Raw genomic sequence first — 24,088 nt, 5'->3', positions numbered from 1 at the left:
CGCTAGAAGCCTCATGAGGCAATCAATACAAGCTATACTATTAGAAAAAAATAGGACTTGTATTTGTTATTAGAAAATAATCGCGCAATCGCTTGTTATACAAAAGCTCTAGATTTTAGAAAAGGCAAATGTTTTCGGAGAGTGACAGAAGAGGGGTATGTTACTGCTAACTGGTTTGCCTGATTTGTTTAGGTTAAATAATGCAATCGTCCACATAAAATCTCTACAGAAAAGCGATCGCCTTTTTACCTTTCAAGCCATCCCCATTTCTGCTAAAGCCACACCACCCCACAATGGGGCATCATCCCCCAGCACTGCGGGCACAACTTCAAAATCAACTTCCGGTAAAGCCGTCTCCCGCGCCACTTGACGCACCACTTGCCAAAAATACTCCCCCGCCTTCGTCACACCGCCTCCCAACACAAAGCGCTGCGGATTCATCAAGTTCGCTACATTGCCAATACCCACACCCAGCGCCCAAGCAGCTTTGTGCAAAACTTCCTTTGCCAAATCATCACCAGCCGCCGCCGCTTCAGCTACCAACTGTCCCGTCAGCAACGTTAAATCATCCCCCACCAAACGCCTCAAAACCTCTCCACTTCTGATTCCTTCACGCCTCTGCGGTTTAGTTTGCAAAATTTCCCTAACATTTTGCGCCATATAAGGCCCTGAAGCCAAACGTTCCACACATCCCCGCTTACCACACAAACAAACTGGCCCAGCCGGATCTACAACCACGTGTCCAATTTCGCCAGCCATTCCACCAGCACCCCGCCAAGGCTGGCCATTGAGTATCCAACCACCACCCACGCCAGTGCTGACAGTAACGTAAAACAGGCTATCGTATCCCTGTCCCGCACCAAAACGGTGTTCACCCAAAGCAGCAACGTTAGCATCATTATCTACACCAACAGGAACACCAAACTCCTCCTCTAGCAACCTTTTGAGAGGAATGTTTTCCCATCCAGGGACATGATGAGATAGTCGCACTGTCCCTGTGGAAGCATCCACTGGGCCACCAAAGCTGACACCGATCGCAGCAGGTTTTGCATCTTGTAGCAGAGAGTAAATTAGCGATCGCATAATTTCTAAGTCAGTGTTAGCATCTGCATCGACTGGCGATAGACAACGTTCATAACGTAACCACTTTCTCGAACCAACATTTACCAATGCTGCCGCCAGCTTAGTTCCGCCAAAATCGAGAGCTAAAATTAATGTCATACTTTTTTATGCCCTTTATACATCATTACTATACGTAGTTTCATTCTCAAGAAAGATGTTTGAAAGCAAAATAAATTTAACCATAAAGAAAAGTACAGGATTTAGCAAATAATGACTCCCGAACAACCAAAACCACTTATTGATTTGTCTCATGCAAAAGAACCTCCTCGTTCTATCAATCTTGATGAGGATAAGGAAGCCGCTCCCCTTGAACCGGAAGAAATTAGCGGTCAGACTGAGGATGACCCCATTAATAATGCTTTTAATCGCCAAGAAGAAAGTGCAGAAAATGTTGGTAATTTTGCTAACATTCCCGGTGCAAGCAGTTTGCAATTAGACTGACAAATATTATTAACTTACTCACCCATTCGTACAGAATTTATACTGAATTCTGACTCCTGAGTTCTGAGTTCTTCTTATAAATGATGGCAAGATGTGGTTTAGTTAGCCGCATCAAAAATCTGTTGTGCGGTTAAATTTAATTGGGGAAAAGTAGGTGATGAAATTGCGGTGTTACCTTGAAACGGTGTCATTTGATATTCACCATCAACTAATTCGCAGACAAAAATAGTGGGTTGTTTGGGATTGCCAATAAACTTTCTTGCACCCAATGCAGCATAATCAGCAATCCAATATTCAGGAATGCCCATTTCCTCATAATCCCTAAATTTATTGTAGTAATCATCTCGCCAGTTAGTTGAAACAACTTCAATAACTATTGGAACCGATGCTGCTTGGCTTACTGTTGACTGTTTTTGAAAAAGCGGTTCATTGTCGAGATTATCAAGATTTAGCAGCAACACATCAGGCGAATAAGCTGATTCGGCAGTAGGAGTTTTGACTAATGCGGTTTTGGGTATGGTGTAGGGAAGGTTCAAGCGATCAAACTCGACAGTTAGCTTACGCCCTATAAATCCTACAACTTTTTCATACGCTCCGGTTGGGGGTGGCATTTCAACAATTACTCCCTTGTGCAATTCATAGCGTTTACCATCGTTGGGATACCATTCGCTAAATTCATTGAAGGTGAGTAATTTGGGCAAGGCTTGGGTCATAATCTTACCTCCACATCTGTTTTACTTTATCAAAGTATTCACAATTTCCGTTGGAATGATTCAATATATTTTGACTTTCATAGTATTTATATAAAAGTGTTTTACCATTTTGCGATCGCTGATTTGGTAAAATCCAAGCTCAAGAAAGTCGATTGAGGCTTTGTCCTCAACAAAATGGGAGTGCTTTGGTAAAAAATGATTCAATTCTGCATGAAATTAAAAATATGCGATCGCTATAACCACAGTTATTTCGATTAGTAGAGGCACACAACTATACGCCCTGACTAGCAACAATTTGTCACAATTGCAAAAATTTATCTATTATATTGAAAGTATAAATACTTGTTCTAATCAGCTATCTCCACTATCAAATGCCAGTTAAGCTTGATTTCACCAACCTCCTGGAAGCAACAAACTGTAAAGAAGCCATAAAGATTCCTAAATACTTGCATTTCTAATTGACTTCAGTTACAGTCAAAGCAGATACCTATTATCAAACCCTGACATTAAGTTCAGGAAGTTAGATTAGGTAAAAAAGTAAATACTAGGTTTGTTAAGGTTAATCCCAGCGACGCTGCTAATAATTAGTCACTAGTTTTGATTCTTAACTTATCGCGCATGGAGTACGGGGCAGTAAAGGATTTACCCCTGACTTTGTTATTTTTATTTTTTCTCAGCTAATTGAGAATTATTTGCAATATGTACAGTTCGATAGATGCATTAAGAGCAGATAGTGTGGAAGAAGTCTTAAAACAGTATTGGCTTACGAAAGTGATCTCTACTTATCAAATATTTCCGCATCTACCTTTAGGAATATGTTCTTCACAAAAGCGGCACAGAATTATATCTTTATGTGTAAAAACAGGATTTGTAACTAGTTATGTAGATAATTTCAGCAAAACTTTAAATAAGTGTGTTGCTGCTAGCAATCTCTTGAATTGTAGTATCAGCTACATCGATATTGCAAGTAAGCTAATAGTTGGTAACTTTTCAAGCCACTTTGCGTATACACACAGCATTGAATATATTTGATTTGGAGAAAGAAACCAAGTTCAGAAAAGCCGAGTTTCAGCAAGTGAAAATTTATAAAATACCAAATAACAATAAAACTAGATACAAAATTAACGCCGCTTATACGGAAAAATCTATCTTGACACTATTTATCTCTATTGTGGAGAATTTATTAACCGGAAAGACCTTGATCAATAATGATGTTATAAAGTGGCTACCTAGTTTTGACTGGGAAATACATATTGTTCTTTTTTATCTCCTTGACTGAAGGATATTGTAGCCCAGAACACAATTGTAGTTTGTAATACCTTTTGTCCATAAAATACGCTAATGAGTATAGATAGATGAATACTTTTTTTTGTTCTGACGATTCACAGCAAGTAGGAGAAGATGTTATTGGTAGTGCCACCAATTATCAAACTTATATTTTAGTTGAGTGTCCTTTACCTTGGACATCAGAAGCCTTGAATTCCAAATGGGTGCCCCAGAATTTAAGGATTTTGGTAGATGAAGTGAAGCGTGCTAAATTACCGATTAGATTCCTCTTAATTGCTAATGATGTATCACACAAAGTAAACCACACTACGCTTTTGATTTATCAAAAAAAAGAGGGTTTAAGTAATGGATACCATAAGCAAGAGTTTAAGCTAGGCAATATTGAGCAAGTAGCAGAAGTTGTCCAAAAATGGTTATGGGGTATCAGTTCTAATTCTGAGGTAGAAACTAGTACAACTAGAGATATTTTAGTTTGTACCCACGGTAGCCATGATAAGTGCTGTGCTAGATATGGCGCTCCTTTTTACTTCAAAATTACAGCGAGTAATGCTGATTTGTGCTTGGATAATGTGCGAATTTGGAAATCATCGCACTTTGGTGGACATCGGTTTGCACCAACAATTATAGACTTGCCAGAAGGAAGATATTACGGTCGTATAGATATAGATTCATTTAGATCAATTTTGACTCGGACTGGCGATATTCAATGCTTAAATAAAGTCTATCGGGGCTGGGGAATTCTACCTGCTGCACTTCAGGTTTTGGAAAGAGAACTAATCCTCTGCAATGGATGGGATTGGTTTAACTACAAAGTTGCAGGCAAAATTTTGGAGCAAAGTTTAGACAATAATACTATCTTAGCTGAACTAAGTTTTGAAAAGCCTTCTGGTTCTTTCTACACTTACCAGGCTAAACTTGTGAAAGACGAAACTAAGACTCAACAACTGAAGAGTTCATGTAATGCTACACGAGAGTTAGTAGTTACCAAATATGCTGTAGGTAGTCTCTGGATTACCTCTAGTAAGGTCATGAGTTATAGTACATAGAAGAGGTGAGTTTTTAAACGCAGAGGGACGCAAAGGTAAGCGCAGAGGTGCGCGGAGTATTGCTGAATTTAGTATAACGCTGCACAAATTCGTAACAAAATCTCTGTGTAACTCTGCGTTTCCCAGCCTGCGGCAAGCCGCAAAAGCGTCTACTGCGCCCTTTTGCGTTTAAATTCCGAATCGAGATTAAGTCATATTTAAGACTTTTCTTAAAAGTATTTGGTCTTCTAATTTGGCTTTTAAACGGCCATTTTCAATATCTCGAATCCAGCTTTGGCTTTTACCTGTGAGTTTTGCCAATTCTCTTTGGGAAAGATTCAAATTTTTTCGCGCTTCCAAAATCTGTTCACCTAGTAAATCATTTGTAGCTTTAGGCTTCTTTTTGGCTTTAGCAGTTCGTCGTTGCTTTTTTTCTGATTCTGAGATTTGCTGTTCCCATTCTGCTGGAAGTTCAAAAGCCAAAATCCGCGCATTCATGAGCAGATTCCATTTACCACGGGGGCCTGTGTCTGTGAGGCGAGTTTCAGCACCACCGTCATTAGTCCAAAATTCTAATGCTTCATCTGGATCTTCGGGAAGATCGACTAACTTCGCCCACAAAGGTTGAATTTCTGGTGGGTAAGTAACTGGATCGAAAAGTGGTTTCATTCCATAGTGATTGAGAATTTCCAAATCACTTTCAAAAGTTCGCAGCAGACGTTTGCGTTCTTCTCGTTGTCTGGATGCAAGGGCGACTTTTTCCTCACCATAAGCAATACGCAGCAAGGTAGGAATGGTGATGCGTTGTTCTTTGCCCATTTTGGTTTTAAACAGCAACCACAGCATTAGTCGGACTGCGCCTTCATGTTGCTGCCAAATGCTCATAACTGTGGTTAACAGTGTCTTAGGGAGACTGCCGTATTGATAGAAGGCGGTTCGCTCTTTACATGCTTGTTTGTTTAAGAAATATTGCGCCCATAAGCCTGCTTTTACTTTAAAAGTTAGCCCAATCAGATATTTGCATCCGAGATTGTCTTCTTGAAAGTGGTGTTGAATGTCTACTAAATGCCATAAGCGGCTGTTTGTAACAGAGAATCCGTTAATTCGACCTTGTTGGGGCCAGTCAATGGAGATAACCAGGGAACAAGCTTGCTGGACAAGATTTTTCATTAAAGCTAGTTTGGCAGCTTTGCTTAAATCTTTGCGTTTCTCCATCCCCAAATATTTCTCAATTTGTCGCTCATCGATCGCAAATTCTTGCTCCCAAGGTTGCTCTAAAGCTGTAGCATAAGCTGCAAAAATCAGATGTATGCAAGCGGCTCTGATGTCAAGCCCTTCAATTGCGGCTATATCTGTGGCTTTGTCGTTAACTTTGAAGGGATCTTGGATGTGAAAAGCGATCGCACCTCGGCCTTGATTGACTTGTCGCCCATAACTGATGTAGCCTTCCTCATCGGTTTCCCAATGTAGCGATGTGCGTTGCGCTAATACATTACAAGCTTCCCAAATTGCGATCGCTGAAGCAAATGGATTATTCTTACCATTAGAAAACAAGTCTAAACTGGTAGCATCTCTCGGTTCAACTTTGCATCTCCCCTTTTTCGCCTGCCAAGGAATGGGAGACTTAGTTGGACAAGCTATTACACATTGTGGTTCTGGATAATAGCCCTCACAATTATTACAAAGACCAGGATCAACCCAGTATTCATTGTCCTCTATTTTGATTGCACCCGTAGGACATTGGGGGCGGCAGTTGTCACATCCAACGCAACTGTTGTTAGGAATTGTATAAGGCATTTGGCTCTTTTCCCACTCTAATCGTTGAGATGTCTGTCTCAGGTCTCCCCTGGATGAGTCCTGTTTATTCATGACTCGCCACCACATTATCTTTCTGGCGAGAATAATCTTTTCTCGCCACATTCACTGCCCACATCCATATTTTGACTTTGCATCCAATTGGAAGCTATTTAAGGCTTTTAAAGCGAGCCTGATAAAACTTCTTTATTAACTATACATTTCATGAAAAAAATGATTAATTTGTTCGTGTCGAGCTTAGAAAAAAACCTTAACATTTATTTAATTACGTATTTAATGAACATTTTACATTTGACCATAGAGTGTTTTTAGGACATATTTAAGTCTGTGACGATTTGATTTCATCTGATTTATTAATAATTTTAATATTTAATGCATGATCATATTCTGCCATCAAATTTACAGTTCCTTCATAAATCAATTCGATTTCTTCACATGAAAGAAAAATGTCATCATTTATCTAAATAATTGAATCCAAAGCGAATTGAAAATTGTTGCTTTATAAAATACATATTGCATATATCAAACTGTAACTCATGAACATATTATTTTGTATCTATGTATACATTTTATCTATATCTATCTGCCTCAGCCTAAATATATTTGAAAAATAATATCATCATTTTTATCTGGAAAACCTCTTTTATATAAGGATAGATTTTTTGAATTATCCCCATTATCTGCTAGGGTTAAGGGCTGAGAAGTTAGGTTGATAACCAAATATGTATAATAATTATTGGCAATAAGTTTCATTTATTATTTGAAATAAAAAACAATGCACAATTGTGTTCATAGACATCGAATTTTGATGAGATAAAAGTAAGCTTTGAATACAAAAAAAGAAAAGATTAGGATAATATGATGATTAATGCACAAACAAATTGACAGGCAAAATTGCCGAGGAATTATTCATGGCGCAACTAACAGGTTTGACATTTGGTGGTAAGGCTTGGACACCAAAATTTGCTCAAGAAATTGACAAGGATAAATGTATCGGCTGTGGCAGATGCGTTAAAGTATGCGGCTACAATGTGCTAGGTTTGAAGGCGCTCAATGAAGAAGGCGAATTTGTGGAAGATGAAGATGATGAAGAAATTGAACGGAAAGTAATGGCAGTTACTTCTCCAGAGAATTGTATTGGTTGTGAAGCTTGCTCACGGATTTGCCCCAAGAATTGCTACACCCATGTTGTATTAAACAATTAAGGTTTTGGAAGTTAGTCAAAATTGTTGTTCATTCAAGGAGGCACTGTTTGTATAAAGCGCTAATGCGCTAGGCAAGGTAACTTGAGGGGAATACTAAATATTTACTGTAACCAATAAAAAGTTCACAGTAAACAAATCCGTAAATCGCAAAATGTTAGCTATTAACAAATTTAAACTTGCTGCTAATATAGCCTAATCAATATTAGGACTAACAGTGCCCTCTTGGAACAACTAGCTTTTCTGAAAGCAGGGGGCTAACTTTGTCATAGGAGTTGAAATATAATTTGTAATTTTCTGGGGGAAAGATATGGAAAAAATCTGGAAGTTTCCCCCTTTTTTTATGGCTGCACGTTAGAAAGTTAATAAGTGAAAAGGAAATGGGGAATAGGGAATGGGGAAAGAACAAGGGAATAGAGTACAGGTTACAGGGAATAGATGAATTCCTATTACCTGTAACCTGTAACCTCTCCCCTAAAACCTAAACCTAGAAAATCACACCTTTAAAGACGGTTTACAAAGCAGGTAGCATGTATGCAACAAGTTCCTGTTTCACTATGGACTCTGGTTGCTGGGATAGTAGTTACAGCAATCAGTATTTGGATTGGTCAGAATCATACTCTCATGCCGGTGCAGGCATCGTTACAAGCGCCTTTGGTAGACGGTTTTTTCAACGTCATGTTTACCATTGCGATCGCACTATTTTTGGTGGTAGAAGGAACTATTCTGATTTTTTTGGTGAAGTTTCGTCGCCGTCGCGGTGATGATACCGATGGTTTACCAATAGAAGGTAATGTTCCCTTAGAAATCTTCTGGACAGCAATTCCCACAGTGATTGTCCTTGGTTTGGGCATCTACAGTGTAGATGTTTTTAACCAAATGGGCGGCTTTGAGCCTGCGGGTCATCCTCATTCAGCAGCTCATGTTGCTCATAAGTCGGGAACAGCTATTGCAGCTACACTCAGCGATACTTCTGAAGCAACAACTGCTCCAACAATTGCCCCAACAATTGGGATTGGCGCATCTCCTCAAACCCTGGGGAAACCAGCCGATTTAGTTGTTGATGTCAAAGGCATACAGTATGCCTGGATATTTAACTATCCTGATAGTGGCATTACCTCTGGGGAATTGCACATACCCGTCGGTGCTGATGTCCAACTCAACCTTTCAGCACAAGATGTAATTCATTCATTCTGGGTTCCCAACTTCCGCTTGAAGCAAGATGCGCTTCCTGGTATCCCTACCGAACTACGATTTGTTGCCACCAAACCAGGTACATATCCCGTAGTTTGTGCTGAGTTGTGCGGTGGTTATCACGGTTCCATGCGGACACAGGTAATTGTCCACACACCGGAAGAATATGATAGCTGGCGGACAGAAAATCAGATTGCTCAACAGCAAAATCTGAATCAAGTTGTTGCAATTAATCCAGCCGACTTATCAACATCAGAGTTTCTCGCGCCCCACACCCATGATATGGGAATTAGTGCAGCAACTCTAGAGTCAATGGTCATTGGTCATTAGTCATTGGTCATTAGTCATTAGTTATTGGTCATTAGTCATTGGTCATTAGTCATTAGTAACGGACAAATGACAACGGACAAATGACAACGGACAAATGACAACGGACAAAGAACAAAGGACAAAGAACAAATGACAAATGACAAAGGACAAAGGACAAAAATATGACACAGGTAGAATTCCCACGGAATACTCCACCAGAAGAAAATAAACCGGAAATGGTGGCTGGCCACACCTCTCATCCGAAGGCGTGGAAATGGCAGGATTATTTTACATTTAATGTTGATCACAAGGTTATTGGTATCCAATACCTGGTAACAGCCTTTGTGTTCTATCTCATCGGCGGACTGATGGCGATCGCTATCCGTGTCGAATTAGCAACACCAGAATCAGACGTACTCGACCCCAATCTGTATAACGCTTTCATGACCAATCACGGGACGATTATGATCTTCCTGTGGATTGTTCCTAGCGCTATTGGCGGATTTGGTAACTATTTAGTGCCGTTGATGGTTGGTGCTAGGGATATGGCTTTCCCGAAGCTAAACGCGATCGCCTTTTGGTTAAACCCACCAGCAGGATTACTCATATTAGGTAGTTTCATTTTTGGTGGTTCGCAATCTGGTTGGACAGCTTATCCACCTTTGAGTTTGGTGACAGCGCCAATCGCTCAAACTATGTGGATACTTGCGATCGTTTTGGTTGGAACTTCCTCAATTTTGGGTTCGCTGAACTTTGTGATCACCATTTTGATGATGAAGGTTCCGAGCATGAAATGGGATCAAGTACCCCTATTTTGCTGGGCAATCTTGGCAACCTCGATTCTAGCGTTGCTTTCCACACCTGTATTAGCAGCCGGTTTAGTTCTGCTGTTGTTTGACCTCAACTTTGGTACTTCCTTCTTTAAACCAGATGCAGGCGGAAACGTTGTAATTTATCAACACTTGTTCTGGTTTTATTCTCACCCGGCAGTCTATTTAATGATTCTGCCCATCTTCGGCATCATGTCGGAGGTAATTCCAGTTCACTCCCGCAAGCCAATCTTTGGTTATAAAGCGATCGCTTATTCTAGTGTGGCGATCTGCGTTGTCGGTTTGTTTGTCTGGGTACACCACATGTTTACCAGTGGTACACCCGGCTGGATGCGGATGTTCTTCACCATCTCCACTCTTATAGTTGCAGTTCCCACTGGCGTGAAGATTTTTGCCTGGGTTGCTACCCTCTGGGGTGGTAAAATCCGCTTCACCGGTGCGATGCTTTTCGCCATTGGCTTGTTATCCATGTTTGTCATGGGCGGCTTAAGTGGTGTGACGATGGGAACAGCCCCCTTTGATGTTCACGTCCACGACACATATTATGTTGTCGGACATTTCCATTACGTTCTGTTTGGCGGTTCCGTGTTTGGTATATACGCCGGTATTTATCACTGGTTCCCCAAAATGACCGGACGAATGCTGAATGAAACCTGGGGACGCATTCATTTCGCCCTCACCTTTATCGGCACTAATCTGACCTTTTTACCCATGCACGAGTTGGGTTTGAAAGGAATGCCCCGACGAGTGGCAATGTATGACCCCCAATTTATCGACCTCAATCAAATTTGTACCTTTGGTTCATTTGTTTTGGGGATATCGGTAATTCCCTTTGCTATCAACATAATCTACAGTTGGTTGAAGGGGCCTTTGGCAGGTGATAATCCTTGGCAAGCTTTGACATTAGAATGGACAACTAGCTCACCACCCATAATTGAAAACTGGGAAGTTTTGCCAGTTGTGACTCATGGCCCTTATGACTACGGTCATAGTCATAGTACTGAAGTAGAGACATCTGCAACGCCGGAAGCTAGTGCTTAGTTATGCAATAACTCTTGTGGGGTGGGCATCCTGCCCGCCCTGAATCTAAGACATGTGAGACACCCATCCCACAAGAGAATCAAGATTGTGAAGAATTCAATTGCCCGACGCTTCACCTTTAAGGGTAAACAATATGACCATAGCTACGACAACCGAAGATCACAGTGCAGGACACGAAGAACATCCCGATTTAAGAGTTTGGGGACTTTTGACGTTCCTCGCCTCTGAATCTTTGATGTTTGGCGGATTTTTTGCCACTTATTTGTTTTTTCGAGGTATTACAGCAGTTTGGCCTCCAGAAGAAACTGAAGTAGAACTACTTGTACCGACGATTAACACCATTATTCTAGTGTCTAGTAGTTTCGTGATTCACTTCGGTGATAAGGCGATTAAAAAGAATAATGTCAAGGGAATGCAACTGTGGTATGCAATTACTGCACTCATGGGAGCAATTTTCTTGGGTGGTCAGGTTTATGAGTACTCAACATTAGGATATGGTCTGACTACCAACGTCTTCGCCAACTGCTTTTATATCATGACTGGGTTCCACGGTTTGCACGTTTTTGTGGGACTGTTATTGATATTACGAGTATTGTGGCGATCGCGTCTTCCCGGTGAATATTCTGCAACCAATCATACTTTCATCGAAATGACAGAAATTTACTGGCACTTCGTAGACATTATTTGGATTGTATTATTCACCTTGGTGTACGTTCTTACTTTGTTTTAAAAGGGAGTGGGGCATTGGGTATTGGGCAAAGCAAAGACGCGATAAATCGCCGTCTCTACAATAATCAATCTTTCGTCTTGATGGCGATTTGTCGCCTCTCTTGCTTTAACCGAACCGTATTGCCTCATATCCCTGATATTCCTTATCTCCACTCAGGAGTTAATTATGCAAGCTAATACAAATAAATTCTCATGGTTCGAGGTTCCAGAAGACATCAAAAATCTATTAGTTTTAGCTGCACAAAACTGGGAGAATACATCAGAATCGGAAAAGTATATTCAACAAGCTTTAGCTAAGACTGGTGAAAATACAGATGTCTTGGTAGCAGCATATAGATTTTTCTATTATAAGAATAATTATTCTCTTGCACTACAAACAACAATCAAATTATTAGATAAAATTAAAGAACTAGAAAAATTACCTGATGACTGGGAGCAACTTAAGCCGATATTAGTCAATCGCAAAGAAGACCCACAAATTCGATTGTACTTAAATGCTTATGCTGCTTCTGGATTAGTACTAGCAAATTTAGGGGCAATCGAGGAAGCAAAAGAAATCAGCACCAGAGTCAAACAGATAGACGACAAGAATGATTTTGGTGCTGGGATTCTGCTGGATATTTTGACACGTCCGCCAGAAGAAGATGATTAATTAGTCAGCAATCAAAAATCAAGGTGAACAATCATGAACAATTGGTTATCTACTAGATCATATTCCTCTTACTCCCTGTTAGGAGGGGCTACTGATAGTAACTCTATCTTTCCTCCTATCACCATACCTACTAAACTCCCTGTAGGTAATATTCCTAATGTCTCTCCGATCCTGATCATCCAATCTTCGCCGTTATCAATTTAAAATCTATGAAAGGTAGGGATTGGCTGCTAACGGGGGACGGTCAGTATCAAGCCTGTAAATCTGTGAGAGCATGGGATTTATTGAGAGAAAATTACCGCCTTTATCGGTTTTTAACTGAGGTGGAAGATGTTCTCAATAGTGGTGACAATGAAGCTAATTGTCTGCCAGAAATTCGGATGCTCGTAAGGCGCTTGATAGTAAATTCCTACTGGGTGCAAAGTCAACATTTAGAGCCTTCACCCAAAACAGGAAGCTCTGTTTTACTCCTATATGATGAATTGGGTTTTCCGTTGACCGTGCAAACAGTAACATTTGCACCGGGAACCCGATCAACCATTCATAATCATGGAACATGGGGAATAGTGGCAGTGTTAAAAGGTGAGGAAAAAAATACTTTTTGGCGACGCACTAATAACCCAGAATTTCAGGACAAAATTGAACGGACGGGAGAGATAACTCTCTTTCCAGGGGATATTATTAGCTTCACTCCTGATGCAATTCACAGTGTAGAAGCAATGGGTGATGAACCAACTGTGACTTTTAATATCTACGGCGAAACTGATCCAGATGAGAGATTTGAGTTTGACTCAGTTACTCATCAGGCTAGGAATTTTTAATTAGGAATCGTCAGGGTTTATAGTGAGACGCTTTAGCGCTAAAGCGCCAACTACAAACAATTGAGTAATTAGGAGATAATTGCATGGCAAGAGTAAGTTTCTATAGCAAACCAGGCTGTAAAGGTGGTACTAAGCAAAAAGTTTTGCTCACAGCTGCTGGTCATGAGGTGATACCATACAACCTGCTAACAGAACCTTGGACAGTTGAACGGTTGCGCTCATTTTTTGGCGATCGCCCTGTAGCTGAATGGTTTAATCCTTCCGCTCCAAAGGTAAAATCTGGTGAGGTAGTTCCTGAAAAAGTGGATGAACAAACCGCTTTGGCGCTGATGCTGAAAGAGCCATTGTTGATTCGCCGTCCTTTGTTAGAAGTAGGCGAACAGCGCGAGGTCGGATTTGATGTACAAAAGATTGATGCTTGGATTGGCTTACAAGCTGTGGATGAATCCTTGCAACAAATCAGCGACAATCTGATGAAGGAAAATTTGCAAGGCTGCTCCCACGGTCATGGTCATGATCATGGCCATAAACACCATAAGGAAGGTGGCTGTAAGCATTAGACCTCTTACAAAAGTCTCCTAAAACCCCACCCCGCAAGCGGGGCTACGGTGTACACACAAGTCTGAAGTAGTTTACGAATCTGGTTTTTACCCCACCCTAACCCTCCCCTTGCAAAGGGGAGGGAACTAGATTTCCGGCTTCCCCCCTTTGCAAGGGGGGATTGAGGGGGGTAATTCGACTTGTGTGTACACCGTAGCCTTGCCAAGGGGGGACTATGGGGGGTAAATCCAGGGTTTTGACGTAAGTCAAAGGCGGGGTGGGATTCTTTTTTTGGATTTATGCAAGGGGAAATTTTCAAAAAGTTCCCTCACCTCCCTTTATCTCCTCAGCGCACCCCAGCAGTTTCTAAAGACAAATCTTGAAACATAGGTGTGCTGAGGTAACGTTCACCAAAGGAAGGTTGAATCATCACGATTAAACGCCCGGCATTTTCTGGACGTTTACCTACTTGGATTGCAGCACATAAAGCTGCACCAGAAGATATTCCAGACAATAAGCCTTCTTCTTTTGCCAAGCGTCGTCCATAAGCGATCGCTTGTTCATCGCTGACTCTAATTACTTCATCAACCAATTCTAGGCGGAGAACATCGGGGATAAATCCCGCCCCAATACCTTGAATTTTATGTGGGCCAGCTTCACCACCTGAGAGAACTGGGCTGTTGCTGGGTTCAACTGCGATCGCTTTAAAAGTCGGCTTGCGCTGTTTGAGTACTTCTGCAATCCCAGTAATCGTCCCACCAGTACCTACCCCAGCAATGACGATATCTACTTCCCCGTCTGTATCTGCCCAAATTTCTTCGGCGGTGGTTTCCTGGTGAACTTTGGGATTAGCAGGATTGCGGAACTGTTGCAACATAAAAGCATCGGGAGTATTAGCGACAATTTCTTCGGCTTTGCGAATTGCTCCCCGCATTCCCTCAGTACCTGGTGTCAACTCTAAAGACGCACCATAAGCTCTGAGCATAGCTCGTCGTTCTTGGCTCATTGTCTCTGGCATTGTCAAAATCAAACGGTAGCCACGCGCTGCTGCTACCATCGCCAAAGCAATTCCTGTATTACCTGAAGTAGGCTCAACTAAAATGGTCTTTCCAGGGGAAATTGAGCCAGCCGCTTCGGCTGAGAGTACCATACTTAAACCAATGCGGTCTTTCACCGAAGCCGCTGGGTTCATACCTTCTAATTTGACAACTATCCTTGCCACTACTCCCTCAGCTTGGGGAATCTTGTTCAGTTGAACTAAAGGAGTTCGTCCAATCAGTTCTGTTATGTCTTGAGCAATCCGCATTATTTAACTCCTAAAATCCTAAATCTTAGTACAGAGTATTTACTTATAACAATAAGCTTTTGTGTATTTAATTTGTAGTGTAGTGTCAATGAGTGCATATACTATGTATTCTAACTAAACCACAAAATATGAAAGTTTAGGAAGAACTTTTATTAGATGTTCCGATTGATTCTCACTTCAGCAGAGGACTAGGGAAGCATCCTTCTATTTTACCATTTGGAATTGCTGACTATTGTCTCTTTGCTTGAGATTCGATTTCTGTAATTCTGTATATATGAATAATTTCCACCATTTTTTCTATTTGTTATGGAAAGATAATTTACTTTCAAAACATTTAATTGCTTTTCATAAATTATTAGTCTATCTTGATCAAGAGACATTGGTATTTTCTTTTGAGTGCAGATTTTACCCGTCCAAATTTGCATCAAAAACAGTCCTGAATCATTGTCTACATTGCTTTTAGGTTGAGTACAAAAACACCAGAACCCCACCTCGAAAACACTAGCACCTCGTCTCAAAAACACTAGCACCCATACCCCAATTAATTTTTATAAGACTTATCAGATGGGAATTACAGCCTTTGAGTACTATTCTAATGAATTTAATAATCTTAACAGGGCTGGGGTAAACTGTTTTGTGGAGAGCGGCTGATATAAATCGTATAGGATTTACGCAGAGATTCCCCTCTACCCCCCAACATTCCTAAGCGAAAGCTGAGTGAACTAGGGGGGACTTCTTAATCTCTCTTTTGAGACTAAGATGTAACCAGATTCCAGAATCTAAGTGCGTTATTTCTGACTGAATAATCCTACGTTTTGTGAAAAAGTTGGTAACTTTTCATTAGTCAGTGATCAGTGGTGATTATAAAAATAACTGAGAACTAACAATTGTGAAAATTACCGTTTACACATATTTTAATATCAAAACTGTTTCAGAGGTAGAAATATATAACTACTTTAGCTAAACAGCAAAAGATATTTTCTTACTGGGTGCATACTACCTAGCAAGGGAGAGCCAAGATGAAAGCCAAACTTTTAAATGTCCTTACAGTTTTCGTCGTTACCTTAGCAGTGCTTTCACCAGAGCTAGTAGTATTTGGCATAATTTGGGAGCGACATCTGGAGTTAGTAAAATCCCAGAATTTAGCTTACGAAGTTAACAATACTAGTACACAGGCTCCCACCTTGGCTCCCCGGACAGAGGGTACACATTCCCCTCAGACTAGCATTCAATCCTCTGATCGTAATGTGGTTCATCAAATGCTGACTGTTGCTGAACAATATAAATTTGCTACTATCCTGCAATGGTTCTTCTTGTTAACCCCGATTTGTGTTGGGTTAGGGATTCTCTTTTACGACAGGTATCTTGTTCATCGTGCTGCTGTTTTAAAAGAACAAGTTGAAATGTTGGAAAGACTGTGGCAGCAAAGTATCGAACAGTAACCTATTCACAATTTACCCAATCAAATCAACAAAAATACCATGTCAGAACAACGCCAACAACTGTATTTTAATCTGATTGACGAATTACTCAGATGCCCTAATGGTCAAGAACCAGAAATTTTGGAATCAAAGCCAGAATTGATTGATTCTGGATTCGTAGAAACAATGTTACAAGTAGCAACTATGTTTGCCCATGAAGGCAATCAAGATGGTGCCAAATTCTTATTTTTTGTGGCGCGTGAACTAGCTAAAGAATTGGGTTTATACCCGGAAGTTCCCAGTACTGAAGTTGCAAATACTGAAGTTGCAAATAAGGAGTAAAAATGCTGTTGACTTCAACGGATGCAGGACAAATAGCTTTAGAACTGCTCATGGCTGATTGGAATATCTCAGAAGAAAACAGAGAGTGGTTCACAATATTTAACTCTCGTCTGATTGGCGAGAGTTGGTACACTGTGGAATTAGGTGTAGAAGGATTTCCCGATAGGTGGTTTATTCAAGTATATGACAATGGAGAGTGTGATCCAAACTATACATTTATATCACCAATTCGTGGTTCTGAAGGATTTACAGACTGTATGAATGTGCCGGATATCGTAGCAGAGGTTTTAGTTTGTGAACGCAATGCTCGATAATAATAATTAAAATTCAAAAGTTAGAATTCAACAATAAAGATGCTTTACGCACGGAGGTATACTAAATAAGGTACACCTCTTTTTTTATTGAACAGAATTCAGGAGTCAGGAGCCAGAATGGGCTAAACGCACAACTAATACTATTTCACTTTAATAATGATACAAATACGTGGGTAAGGGTTTAGCAGTGCTAAACCCCTACGAAAAATCTATATGTATCAAGAATTTTAGTGAAATAGTATAACAGAATAAATTCTGACCGAAAAAGCGAATAGCGAGTATTTTCGAGCGTCGCATCTTGATTCTGAATTCTGAATTCTGAATTCTGACTCCTGAATTATTATTCAATTAATATTTAACATTTTATTTAAGCCTAATAGGCTATTTTGTCATATTTAACTGACAAAATTATGTTATATTAAATAGCGTGATGGACGCTACAGAAATATCAGTTCCAATGATTGCTGAAGATATCTTAGCCAAAGAATTCACAAGAGTCGTCAACCATTACTATCCGCAAGTTGGGGAATTGCTGGATGGGTGTTATGTGAAAGTCATCACCTGTTTTTGGGGACGACCTGCCAGACGTTTGCAATATATAGGAATTTATTGCTCTGACGAAATGATTTCCTGTGTGCAAGCTCAAAAAGAAATACTCAGAGAAGTAGCAGACAATATGGGTTTAATCCAGGTTGTCTGCATGAATGCCAAGCGATTATTGCGCGATCCGATGTCGAAGGTAAAAGAGAATAACCCACGCCTATGGTTGGAGTTGCAGTGGGTTGCAACTTAGTAATTCATCGCATTAATTAAGAGGGGAAATGTGTTTGTAGAGAGGAATTTAGTCTTCAAATATTTAAGCACTTTAGTGCTTACTACAAACCAGAATAGCCAGCACCTACGGTGAGTACAAAGTATTAACGCAAGTAATGAAAACTGGAATTTTCTGCAATTACGATAATTTTCACCAAGATGCTCATCGTGCCATGTTTGAGCAAGTAGCGCTGGTAAAACAGGCTGAAAGCTTAGGTTTTGAGGAAGCGTGGGTGAGTGAGCATCATTTTAGTGAATCCAATCTCAGCCCGTCTATGTTGCTGTTAATGGCACATTTGGCGGGATTGACTTCAACTATCCAATTAGGGACGGCGGCAGTGTTACTGCCATTCCATAACCCGATTCGGGTAGCGGAAGATATTGCCACTTTGGATAACCTTTGCAATGGACGATTATTATTTGGAGTTGCTAAAGGTGGCCCCTTTCCCCAACAAAATAAGCATTTTGCGACACTCCCCAGTGAAGCCCGTCCCAAGATGCTAGAAGCGATCGCACTGATTCACAAGCTGTTATATGAAACTGATGTATCATTTAACGGTAAGTATTATCAGTGCGATCGCCTGACAATATACCCAAAACCATTGCAGAGTCAAATACCAGTGTATGTTGCCACTGGCGGCGATGATGGTATCGAGTTTGCCGCTAAACATTCCTTCAGCTTGATGGGTGGGCCACCATTTTCCCTACAGAGATTGAAAGATACTGTTGCCAAATATCGAGCCTTAAATTCTAGTGGTGCGGAAAAGTTGGTGCTGGCACGCTTCTTTTTTGTTGGCAAAACATTTGATGAGGCTGTGAGTGAAGCGTTACCTTTCGTTCGCCAATTTAGCCAGAAAATGAAAGCTAATACGGCTCAAGTATTGCAAAATAGTGCGAATCCCAACCAAAAACCATTTGATCGCACAAATATTTGTTTCGACGAAGATTATTTGATTGAGAACTCAATTATCGGTGATGTGGAGACTTGTCGAGACAAAATCAAGAAATTTCAGGACGAATTAGATTTAGGTACGCTAGCACTCAAACCCTCGTCTGCGGATCTGCAAAAAAACCTGGACAGTTTGACGCGCTACAACCAAGAGGTGCGAAATTATGTCTTCTAAACTATACTTGCTTCCTCCCGATGATTTACCTCCCACTGAGGTAACGAAACAGGATGGAATGCTGCAAATGGAGCTAGAACAGTCTACTGGCAGATGTTTTTATCTAGCCTGCGATCGCATTACGCGAGTCCTATTGTCTAATTGTCAATGGTATATCACAACAAATGCTAGCATCCTCACATTAATTGTTGACTGCCCTGACTTAGTATCTTACTGGCATATTGTCAGCAATATTGCCCAGTTAGGTAATAGGTTAGAGCGGTTTGCTAGCAATGGCAAAATCCGCGTTTATCCGCCATTTGGCAAGGGGATGCCGTTTGAAATTAGCGTAAATGAAATATCAGCTTACCGAGATTGGCTTTGAGGTAAATAGAAACTGGGAATCACACAAAATATAGCTGTCTTACACCCTGTACTTCTAAAGTGCAGGGTGTTGCAATTTTTATTGAACAGAATTCAGGAGTCAGGAGTCAGAATTCAGAATGAATTCTTCTTTAACAAATCTACTCTTAAAATAGCAGTTTTACGGAGTAGAATATACTCCTAGATGCTCACGAATTTCACTCACTGGTACATCCCAAAGTTGATCCCATTTTTGCCCGATAAACTTACCTGGAGTATGAGAACCCACCTTGTACCCACGAGATATTTCTGTCATTAAAGCTTTAAAATTAGTCGGTTGATAAAGGCTAATTATTACCATACTCAAACTCAAAAGCATGACGCTGATAGGTATTGGAGTCTGAGCTAAGAAAAAAGCTTGTAGACCAATTTCACCAATTACATCGGTGTCAAATCCAGCAACTACATGATATATGTCATGAGTGGATCTCCAAAGCATTTTGAGATAGGAAATGTCATCAACAACAGGAACTTTTTTGTAAAAGTAGGGATCGAATCCTCTAGCTTTCATTCCTCTGGCATAAACATTACCTAAAGTCCCTTCTGGGAGTTTGGCTAAATCATCTAAATTGAAAGGTGCTGGTAGCCAGCGTTCTGTAAATAATGCCTTGACTTCAGGGATTTTTTTTAGTTCATCAACAGCTAGCTGTGCCATTTCTGTTTGGTCGAGTGCGTCCTCGAAGTCAAATACTCTATCAGTATTACCATCTCCAATTTTTTGGGCGCTAGATGCTAGAAATTGAATGTAAGCAAGGAGTCCTTTATCGTTGTTGTAAGTAATTATATTGTCCATGGTGATTATCTACTTGGAGATATAATTTGGCTAATTTAAATCTGAGTCTTCAATTTTGGAATATATTTATCCCGTTTTTCATGAATCTTTAGAGGTATTTAGTGAAAGTTTTTGCTAGAAATATGTTTAAGTAAAAACACTATCTCAAAGAAGAGATGAATGATCAAAAAATGGAGCAGTACACTAAGCTAAAAATCAAGAGCTTCCTCTTAGCTGCCATTACATTACAGCACCTACGGCTGTTATGAGGTACAGTAGCAGCAACTAGCAAACCAGTTTCTTAAATGTTGAGGATTTATTAAGTCGAGTGCAACTGAGATTAGTTTATCAACCATTTCTGTTGTAGTTGGAGCAAAATTGCGTAAAAAAGATTTAAGTTGTGACCACCATAATTCAATTGGATTAAAATCGGGGGAGTATGAGGATAAACAAATAACTTTCGCACCTACAGCTTCAATCATTGGCACAATTGAATCTAGTTTATGTGCGGATAAATTATCCATCACCACTACTGCTCCTGACCATAAATGTGGTACTAAAAACTTCTCAATAAATAATTCAAATGCAATGCCATCCATTGAACCATTCATTGTCATTAATGCAACTACTTTTTTAAGACTAATTGCTCCAATTACTGTAACTTTTGAGCCTCTATAGAAGGGGTTAAGAGAGTAAGCTCTTGTTCCCATTTGTGAACGGGCATGAGTCCTCGCTAACCCAAGTAGGACACCAGTTTCATCCAAAAATACTAAATTTTCTGGCTCTATATTTTTGACCTTTTCCCAATAATCTAATCTTAAATGCAGGACTCTCTCAGTAAGAGCTTGGGTACTCCGCTTCGTTTTTTTTTACGATTTAATCCTAATTTCTGTAACGCCCGACACATTGCACTTTGACCTACCCAATTACCAGTCTTGTCTGCAAATAATTCACACAACTCTATCAATGTTGCATCTGGATATGATTCAACTAATTCTCTCAACTCTATGTCAGCATTTGTTAGATGACTAAATTGTGGCTTTCCTCGCGGCTTGGATTGTAAATTTCCTTCAAGTTTTTGTTGTTTTACAAGCTTTTGAACTAAACTTTTTGAGACGGAAAATATGTTAGCTACTTTTCTGATTGAGATATTTTTTTGAAGATGTGCTGCAACTATTTTTTCTCGAAGATCGACAGAGTATGACTTCATTTAGAGGTATTTATATTTTAATTTATTGTACCTCATAACAGACGCAAGTGCTGTATCTCTAGGTATGTGGGATCTCAGCTTTAACTTGGGTGCTTTTAAAGTTATTTTCTTTGAGAAAATCTTCTTGATTTGGGTAGCTTCATCAGCAACTCTCCTAGCGTGCCTTTTACTTCCACGCAACCGTTCACCAATTAGATGGCCAGGATTACTGCTGATGAGTATCCCTACATTGTGGTTTATCCTGCCTTTTGTGCCTTTCCATGACATTTCTACGACGGGTGCTTTGCGAAAAATACTTAGTCTCGGCTTAGGAATTGTTGTTTATCTGATTTGCCTACCCTATACTCTCTACATGGTTTTTGCGATTATTAATGAAGATATTGTTCAGCTTTCTCAAAATCTGATTATAAAATTGATTGCGGTAACTTTAATTATTGGCTGTATCGGATATTTCGTTGGTAGTCATAACTATCTTTTTTTATCATGTTTTGACTTTAAAGTGAGTGGCAATGATTTGCCAACAAATTGTCTACAGGAAGGACATAAACCATTAAGAAAATTTCGATGAAAATTAGAATGTAGATATTTCGTAATTGCAGGGGCAAAGCATTTTGGTAAAACCAAAGCTTTGCCCAAATGCTGGTGTTTGCTTACGCCAAAATCACCATTCCCGAAGGAGGTAAATCAATTCGCACAGTTGCACGACGGTCATTATGATGTTGTACAGCTACAGTTTGGTCGCGGGGTGGGTGGCGTAAATATGAATCGCTCCAATCGCTTTTGTATAAAAAGGTCATGGTTGAGTCTTGAGGATGCATGTAAGTATCTACTGTCACTTCTGCACCGCGATTTTCTAAGCCGTTGGTATTCAGCACCATCAACACTTCTGTGTCAAATAAAGTCTGTGACCAAGCAACTAATTCGCCTTGTCCGGGAATTGAGAACGGGGAATTACAAAAGGATGTTTCGCGTAGGTAGTGATGACCACGGCGCAATGCTTTACCAATTTTATCGTGACTGTTGCGGATACGCGCGATCGCAGCTATCCGCAAATAAGTAGGATGGTCGATATCGAAGAAATGACAGTTTGCTGTTTGAAATGCGCCAAAAGCACCGCCAAACATTGCTTCTTTGATGTATCTATCTTCGGCAAACCTGCCACCTTCTATGCTGTAATCGTGATAACCTTCATTGCCATCAAAAGCCTGTTCTGTTCCATAATAAACAGCAGGAATTCCTGGCATAGTTAATTGCACACCCACAGCATGAGCAACTTGCTCATAAAGATTAGGGACATTACTATTTGCAGCAAATCGCTGCTTGTTAGTACGGGATGACATTTCATCGTCATCTAAGATGGAGACATGATATATCCCAGTTTGGCGGTATTCGCCAGCGAGATTGTTTTCGCTATACAAATCGAAAAATTGCTTGGGATGTACTAAACCTTTTGCAAATGCAGCCAATTCATTAGGGGTCTGTGCGATGTCTAATACAGCACTGAGGTTGCGAGCAATAATGTCTATGTATGCACCAGCCATACTACCAGAGGTTATTTCCCCAGTTAGTAAAAAGTTGTCTTTACCGATAGATTCGGCGTACTCACGGATAGCTGTGCAGAATTTGCGGGAATCTTCTGGAGAAACGTGCTTGAGGCTATCTATCCGCAAGCCATCGCAGTCAGAAAGAGCAATCCAATATTGATAAACTCTGGCTAGAGCTGCAATTATCTCATCTCTGTTGAACCAGTTATCAGCACTCTGGTTGTATGTTACATCTAGGATTACATACATCCTGCGATCGTGGGCAGCATCAATCAAATCTCTTAAATCTTGACGAGTGCCAAAGTGGGGGTCAACATCTAAAAATTCTTGAATGCGATCGCTATCATAAGTTTCTAACTCAGAATGTTGTCGCCAAGGTGGATTAATCCACAGTGTAGTTACTCCCAATCGTTGCAAGTAATCCAACTTACTCTTAACTCCCCTAAGAGTACCACCTACGAACTTTGTCCCTGCTGCCATCCAGTTGGCTTTGTCTTGAACCTGGAATTTTGAAGGGTTGGCGCGGTCAAAAAGTTCCCTTTGATTTTCATTGTCGTCACTGAATCTATCTAATACCAATTGGTACAAAAACTGGTCGCGCCAACTGATAGGACTCGGATAAACTCTCCCTCGTGGTTTCAGGTCTGTTTCAGAGAGTTGCTGGGGTGTCAATTCTTCAACTTTGGCCATGAGGATTTACACACAGATAGGAAAATGGAAGTATGCATTTTAGATGTTATAAAAAGTACTTTAAATTTTCATTAACCTGAGGAGAGATTTTGTAACTTAGGGACTTCCAAATAAAAAATATACAACTATTTATTGTGGGGTGGGCATCTTGCCCACCCGTAGTCAAAGGCGGGCAAGATGCCCACCCCACAAGATTGGACAATTTCTTTCTTGGAAGTCCCTTAGTTTTGTGATGATAGGTTTTTGTTTAAACGCAGAGGTACGCAAAGGAAAGCGCAGAGAGACGCAGAGTTTTTAGTATAAGGTGGATTGTCTCTTTGTTGTTCTGCAAGGGTGTACTAGTACAGTACGGCGGAAATAAACCACCCATTCCCAATCAACAAAACCCTTACGCTGTCTTCATTTTTAATTTTTAATTTTTAATTTTTA

Annotated in this window: 25 protein-coding genes; 16 read left to right on the top strand and 9 right to left on the bottom strand. The window is 40.3% G+C overall.

Going from position 1 to position 24,088, the window contains the following annotated elements; translation table 11 throughout:
- Positions 1-252 precede the first annotated feature (252 nt).
- The gene (locus HUN01_RS04975; protein WP_181930345.1) at positions 253-1,221 is read right to left on the bottom strand and encodes an ROK family protein; all 969 of its coding nucleotides are present in this window, start codon (positions 1,219-1,221) and stop codon (positions 253-255) included.
- Positions 1,222-1,332: 111 nt separating this feature from the next.
- On the opposite strand from HUN01_RS04975, the gene HUN01_RS04970 reads away from it, so the two are divergent.
- A complete protein-coding gene (locus HUN01_RS04970; RefSeq protein ID WP_181930344.1) occupies positions 1,333-1,563 on the top strand; it encodes a hypothetical protein in 231 nt (76 codons plus the stop codon).
- 98 nt (positions 1,564-1,661) lie between these two features.
- On the opposite strand, the gene HUN01_RS04965 is transcribed toward HUN01_RS04970, so the two are convergent.
- The gene (locus tag HUN01_RS04965) at positions 1,662-2,276 is read right to left on the bottom strand and encodes a Uma2 family endonuclease (RefSeq protein WP_181930343.1); all 615 of its coding nucleotides are present in this window, start codon (positions 2,274-2,276) and stop codon (positions 1,662-1,664) included.
- A gap of 1,355 nt (positions 2,277-3,631) precedes the next feature.
- Here HUN01_RS04965 and HUN01_RS04960 point away from each other — a divergent pair.
- Positions 3,632-4,609 carry a sucrase ferredoxin gene (locus HUN01_RS04960; protein ID WP_181930342.1) on the top strand — a complete coding sequence of 326 codons (978 nt, stop codon included), beginning with the start codon at positions 3,632-3,634 and terminating at the stop codon, positions 4,607-4,609.
- 186 nt (positions 4,610-4,795) lie between these two features.
- Here the strand turns inward: HUN01_RS04960 and HUN01_RS04955 are convergent, their stop codons facing one another.
- Positions 4,796-6,385, bottom strand: coding sequence for a helix-turn-helix domain-containing protein (locus HUN01_RS04955; protein ID WP_181930341.1), 1,590 nt, complete (start codon positions 6,383-6,385; stop codon positions 4,796-4,798).
- A 929-nt stretch (positions 6,386-7,314) separates the two neighbouring features.
- Between HUN01_RS04955 and fdxB the strand changes: the two genes are divergently transcribed.
- From fdxB to HUN01_RS04935, 4 genes are all read left to right on the top strand, one after another.
- Positions 7,315-7,608: a ferredoxin III, nif-specific gene (gene fdxB, locus HUN01_RS04950; protein WP_069068483.1), complete on the top strand. Its 294-nt coding sequence runs from the start codon at positions 7,315-7,317 to the stop codon at positions 7,606-7,608.
- A gap of 531 nt (positions 7,609-8,139) precedes the next feature.
- Positions 8,140-9,129: a cytochrome c oxidase subunit II gene (locus HUN01_RS04945; protein WP_181930340.1), complete on the top strand. Its 990-nt coding sequence runs from the start codon at positions 8,140-8,142 to the stop codon at positions 9,127-9,129.
- A gap of 161 nt (positions 9,130-9,290) precedes the next feature.
- On the top strand, positions 9,291-10,979 hold the full coding sequence (ctaD, locus tag HUN01_RS04940) for a cytochrome c oxidase subunit I (RefSeq protein ID WP_181930339.1): 1,689 nt from the start codon (positions 9,291-9,293) through the stop codon (positions 10,977-10,979).
- Positions 10,980-11,112: 133 nt separating this feature from the next.
- A complete protein-coding gene (locus HUN01_RS04935) occupies positions 11,113-11,709 on the top strand; it encodes a cytochrome c oxidase subunit 3 (RefSeq protein ID WP_181930338.1) in 597 nt (198 codons plus the stop codon).
- Here the strand turns inward: HUN01_RS04935 and HUN01_RS35975 are convergent.
- On the bottom strand, positions 11,706-11,837 hold the full coding sequence (locus HUN01_RS35975) for a hypothetical protein (protein WP_257798106.1): 132 nt from the start codon (positions 11,835-11,837) through the stop codon (positions 11,706-11,708). The genes HUN01_RS04935 and HUN01_RS35975 overlap by 4 nt on opposite strands.
- 37 nt (positions 11,838-11,874) lie before the next feature.
- Here HUN01_RS35975 and HUN01_RS04930 point away from each other — a divergent pair, with 37 nt between their 5' ends.
- The 3 genes from HUN01_RS04930 to HUN01_RS04920 all read left to right on the top strand — a co-directional run bounded on the left by HUN01_RS04930 (position 11,875) and on the right by HUN01_RS04920 (position 13,741).
- Positions 11,875-12,360, top strand: a complete 486-nt coding sequence (locus tag HUN01_RS04930) for a hypothetical protein (protein WP_181930337.1) — start codon at positions 11,875-11,877, stop codon at positions 12,358-12,360.
- Positions 12,361-12,569: 209 nt separating this feature from the next.
- The gene (locus tag HUN01_RS04925; RefSeq protein WP_181930336.1) at positions 12,570-13,181 is read left to right on the top strand and encodes a cysteine dioxygenase family protein; all 612 of its coding nucleotides are present in this window, start codon (positions 12,570-12,572) and stop codon (positions 13,179-13,181) included.
- A gap of 83 nt (positions 13,182-13,264) precedes the next feature.
- A complete protein-coding gene (locus tag HUN01_RS04920; RefSeq protein WP_181930335.1) occupies positions 13,265-13,741 on the top strand; it encodes an ArsC/Spx/MgsR family protein in 477 nt (158 codons plus the stop codon).
- Between the two features lie 326 nt (positions 13,742-14,067).
- Here the strand turns inward: HUN01_RS04920 and cysK are convergent, their stop codons facing one another.
- Positions 14,068-15,027, bottom strand: a complete 960-nt coding sequence (gene cysK / locus HUN01_RS04915) for a cysteine synthase A (RefSeq protein WP_181930334.1) — start codon at positions 15,025-15,027, stop codon at positions 14,068-14,070.
- Positions 15,028-16,046: 1,019 nt separating this feature from the next.
- Here cysK and HUN01_RS04910 point away from each other — a divergent pair.
- The 6 genes from HUN01_RS04910 (at position 16,047) to HUN01_RS04885 (ending at position 19,405) form a co-directional block, all read left to right on the top strand.
- On the top strand, positions 16,047-16,469 hold the full coding sequence (locus tag HUN01_RS04910; RefSeq protein WP_181930333.1) for a hypothetical protein: 423 nt from the start codon (positions 16,047-16,049) through the stop codon (positions 16,467-16,469).
- A gap of 39 nt (positions 16,470-16,508) precedes the next feature.
- Entirely contained in the window at positions 16,509-16,790 is a 282-nt protein-coding gene (locus HUN01_RS04905) for a hypothetical protein (RefSeq protein WP_069068423.1), read from the top strand.
- A gap of 2 nt (positions 16,791-16,792) precedes the next feature.
- Positions 16,793-17,104 (top strand): hypothetical protein, encoded by a 312-nt coding sequence (locus tag HUN01_RS04900; RefSeq protein ID WP_069068422.1) that lies wholly within the window; start codon positions 16,793-16,795, stop codon positions 17,102-17,104.
- A 430-nt stretch (positions 17,105-17,534) separates the two neighbouring features.
- The gene (locus HUN01_RS04895) at positions 17,535-17,897 is read left to right on the top strand and encodes a hypothetical protein (RefSeq protein WP_069068421.1); all 363 of its coding nucleotides are present in this window, start codon (positions 17,535-17,537) and stop codon (positions 17,895-17,897) included.
- A 136-nt stretch (positions 17,898-18,033) separates the two neighbouring features.
- Positions 18,034-19,041: an LLM class flavin-dependent oxidoreductase gene (locus HUN01_RS04890; protein ID WP_181930332.1), complete on the top strand. Its 1,008-nt coding sequence runs from the start codon at positions 18,034-18,036 to the stop codon at positions 19,039-19,041.
- On the top strand, positions 19,031-19,405 hold the full coding sequence (locus HUN01_RS04885) for a hypothetical protein (RefSeq protein ID WP_181930331.1): 375 nt from the start codon (positions 19,031-19,033) through the stop codon (positions 19,403-19,405). Before HUN01_RS04890 ends, HUN01_RS04885 begins: the two co-directional genes overlap by 11 nt.
- Positions 19,406-19,564: 159 nt before the next feature.
- On the opposite strand, the gene HUN01_RS04880 is transcribed toward HUN01_RS04885, so the two are convergent.
- From HUN01_RS04880 to HUN01_RS04870, 3 genes are all read right to left on the bottom strand, one after another.
- Positions 19,565-20,236 carry a Coq4 family protein gene (locus tag HUN01_RS04880; protein WP_181930330.1) on the bottom strand — a complete coding sequence of 224 codons (672 nt, stop codon included), beginning with the start codon at positions 20,234-20,236 and terminating at the stop codon, positions 19,565-19,567.
- A 242-nt stretch (positions 20,237-20,478) separates the two neighbouring features.
- A complete protein-coding gene (locus HUN01_RS04875) occupies positions 20,479-20,979 on the bottom strand; it encodes a transposase (RefSeq protein ID WP_181927395.1) in 501 nt (166 codons plus the stop codon).
- A 53-nt stretch (positions 20,980-21,032) separates the two neighbouring features.
- Positions 21,033-21,425, bottom strand: a complete 393-nt coding sequence (locus tag HUN01_RS04870; RefSeq protein WP_181927396.1) for a helix-turn-helix domain-containing protein — start codon at positions 21,423-21,425, stop codon at positions 21,033-21,035.
- 25 nt (positions 21,426-21,450) lie between these two features.
- Between HUN01_RS04870 and HUN01_RS04865 the strand changes: the two genes are divergently transcribed.
- Positions 21,451-21,993, top strand: coding sequence for a hypothetical protein (locus HUN01_RS04865; protein ID WP_181930329.1), 543 nt, complete (start codon positions 21,451-21,453; stop codon positions 21,991-21,993).
- A gap of 82 nt (positions 21,994-22,075) precedes the next feature.
- Here the strand turns inward: HUN01_RS04865 and HUN01_RS04860 are convergent, their stop codons facing one another.
- Entirely contained in the window at positions 22,076-23,659 is a 1,584-nt protein-coding gene (locus HUN01_RS04860) for an alpha-amylase family glycosyl hydrolase (RefSeq protein WP_181930328.1), read from the bottom strand.
- Between the last annotated feature and the right edge of the window lie 429 nt (positions 23,660-24,088).

This window comes from Nostoc edaphicum CCNP1411 (assembly GCF_014023275.1).
In the GTDB taxonomy this organism is placed as follows: Bacteria; Cyanobacteriota; Cyanobacteriia; order Cyanobacteriales; family Nostocaceae; genus Nostoc; species Nostoc edaphicum_A.
Note: the sequence above shows the minus strand (reverse complement) of the source record. Positions and strands in the feature narration are given on the sequence as shown.

Excerpts from the sequence above, each read along its gene's own strand:
- HUN01_RS04910 (WP_181930333.1), top strand. The coding sequence starts at position 16,047 with ATGAAAGCCAAACTTTTAAATGTCCTTACAGTTTTCGTCGTTACCTTA.
- HUN01_RS04885 (WP_181930331.1), top strand. The coding sequence starts at position 19,031 with ATGTCTTCTAAACTATACTTGCTTCCTCCCGATGATTTACCTCCCACT.
- HUN01_RS04890 (WP_181930332.1), top strand. The coding sequence starts at position 18,034 with ATGAAAACTGGAATTTTCTGCAATTACGATAATTTTCACCAAGATGCT.
- HUN01_RS04955 (WP_181930341.1), bottom strand. The coding sequence starts at position 6,385 with ATGCCTTATACAATTCCTAACAACAGTTGCGTTGGATGTGACAACTGC.
- HUN01_RS04880 (WP_181930330.1), bottom strand. The coding sequence starts at position 20,236 with ATGGACAATATAATTACTTACAACAACGATAAAGGACTCCTTGCTTAC.
- HUN01_RS04935 (WP_181930338.1), top strand. The coding sequence starts at position 11,113 with ATGACCATAGCTACGACAACCGAAGATCACAGTGCAGGACACGAAGAA.
- HUN01_RS04945 (WP_181930340.1), top strand. The coding sequence starts at position 8,140 with ATGCAACAAGTTCCTGTTTCACTATGGACTCTGGTTGCTGGGATAGTA.
- HUN01_RS04860 (WP_181930328.1), bottom strand. The coding sequence starts at position 23,659 with ATGGCCAAAGTTGAAGAATTGACACCCCAGCAACTCTCTGAAACAGAC.
- HUN01_RS04905 (WP_069068423.1), top strand. The coding sequence starts at position 16,509 with ATGTCAGAACAACGCCAACAACTGTATTTTAATCTGATTGACGAATTA.
- fdxB (WP_069068483.1), top strand. The coding sequence starts at position 7,315 with ATGGCGCAACTAACAGGTTTGACATTTGGTGGTAAGGCTTGGACACCA.
- HUN01_RS04920 (WP_181930335.1), top strand. The coding sequence starts at position 13,265 with ATGGCAAGAGTAAGTTTCTATAGCAAACCAGGCTGTAAAGGTGGTACT.
- HUN01_RS04965 (WP_181930343.1), bottom strand. The coding sequence starts at position 2,276 with ATGACCCAAGCCTTGCCCAAATTACTCACCTTCAATGAATTTAGCGAA.
- HUN01_RS04975 (WP_181930345.1), bottom strand. The coding sequence starts at position 1,221 with ATGACATTAATTTTAGCTCTCGATTTTGGCGGAACTAAGCTGGCGGCA.
- cysK (WP_181930334.1), bottom strand. The coding sequence starts at position 15,027 with ATGCGGATTGCTCAAGACATAACAGAACTGATTGGACGAACTCCTTTA.
- HUN01_RS35975 (WP_257798106.1), bottom strand. The coding sequence starts at position 11,837 with ATGAGGCAATACGGTTCGGTTAAAGCAAGAGAGGCGACAAATCGCCAT.
- HUN01_RS04970 (WP_181930344.1), top strand. The coding sequence starts at position 1,333 with ATGACTCCCGAACAACCAAAACCACTTATTGATTTGTCTCATGCAAAA.
- HUN01_RS04930 (WP_181930337.1), top strand. The coding sequence starts at position 11,875 with ATGCAAGCTAATACAAATAAATTCTCATGGTTCGAGGTTCCAGAAGAC.
- ctaD (WP_181930339.1), top strand. The coding sequence starts at position 9,291 with ATGACACAGGTAGAATTCCCACGGAATACTCCACCAGAAGAAAATAAA.
- HUN01_RS04925 (WP_181930336.1), top strand. The coding sequence starts at position 12,570 with ATGAAAGGTAGGGATTGGCTGCTAACGGGGGACGGTCAGTATCAAGCC.
- HUN01_RS04900 (WP_069068422.1), top strand. The coding sequence starts at position 16,793 with ATGCTGTTGACTTCAACGGATGCAGGACAAATAGCTTTAGAACTGCTC.
- HUN01_RS04960 (WP_181930342.1), top strand. The coding sequence starts at position 3,632 with ATGAATACTTTTTTTTGTTCTGACGATTCACAGCAAGTAGGAGAAGAT.
- HUN01_RS04870 (WP_181927396.1), bottom strand. The coding sequence starts at position 21,425 with ATGAAGTCATACTCTGTCGATCTTCGAGAAAAAATAGTTGCAGCACAT.
- HUN01_RS04895 (WP_069068421.1), top strand. The coding sequence starts at position 17,535 with ATGGACGCTACAGAAATATCAGTTCCAATGATTGCTGAAGATATCTTA.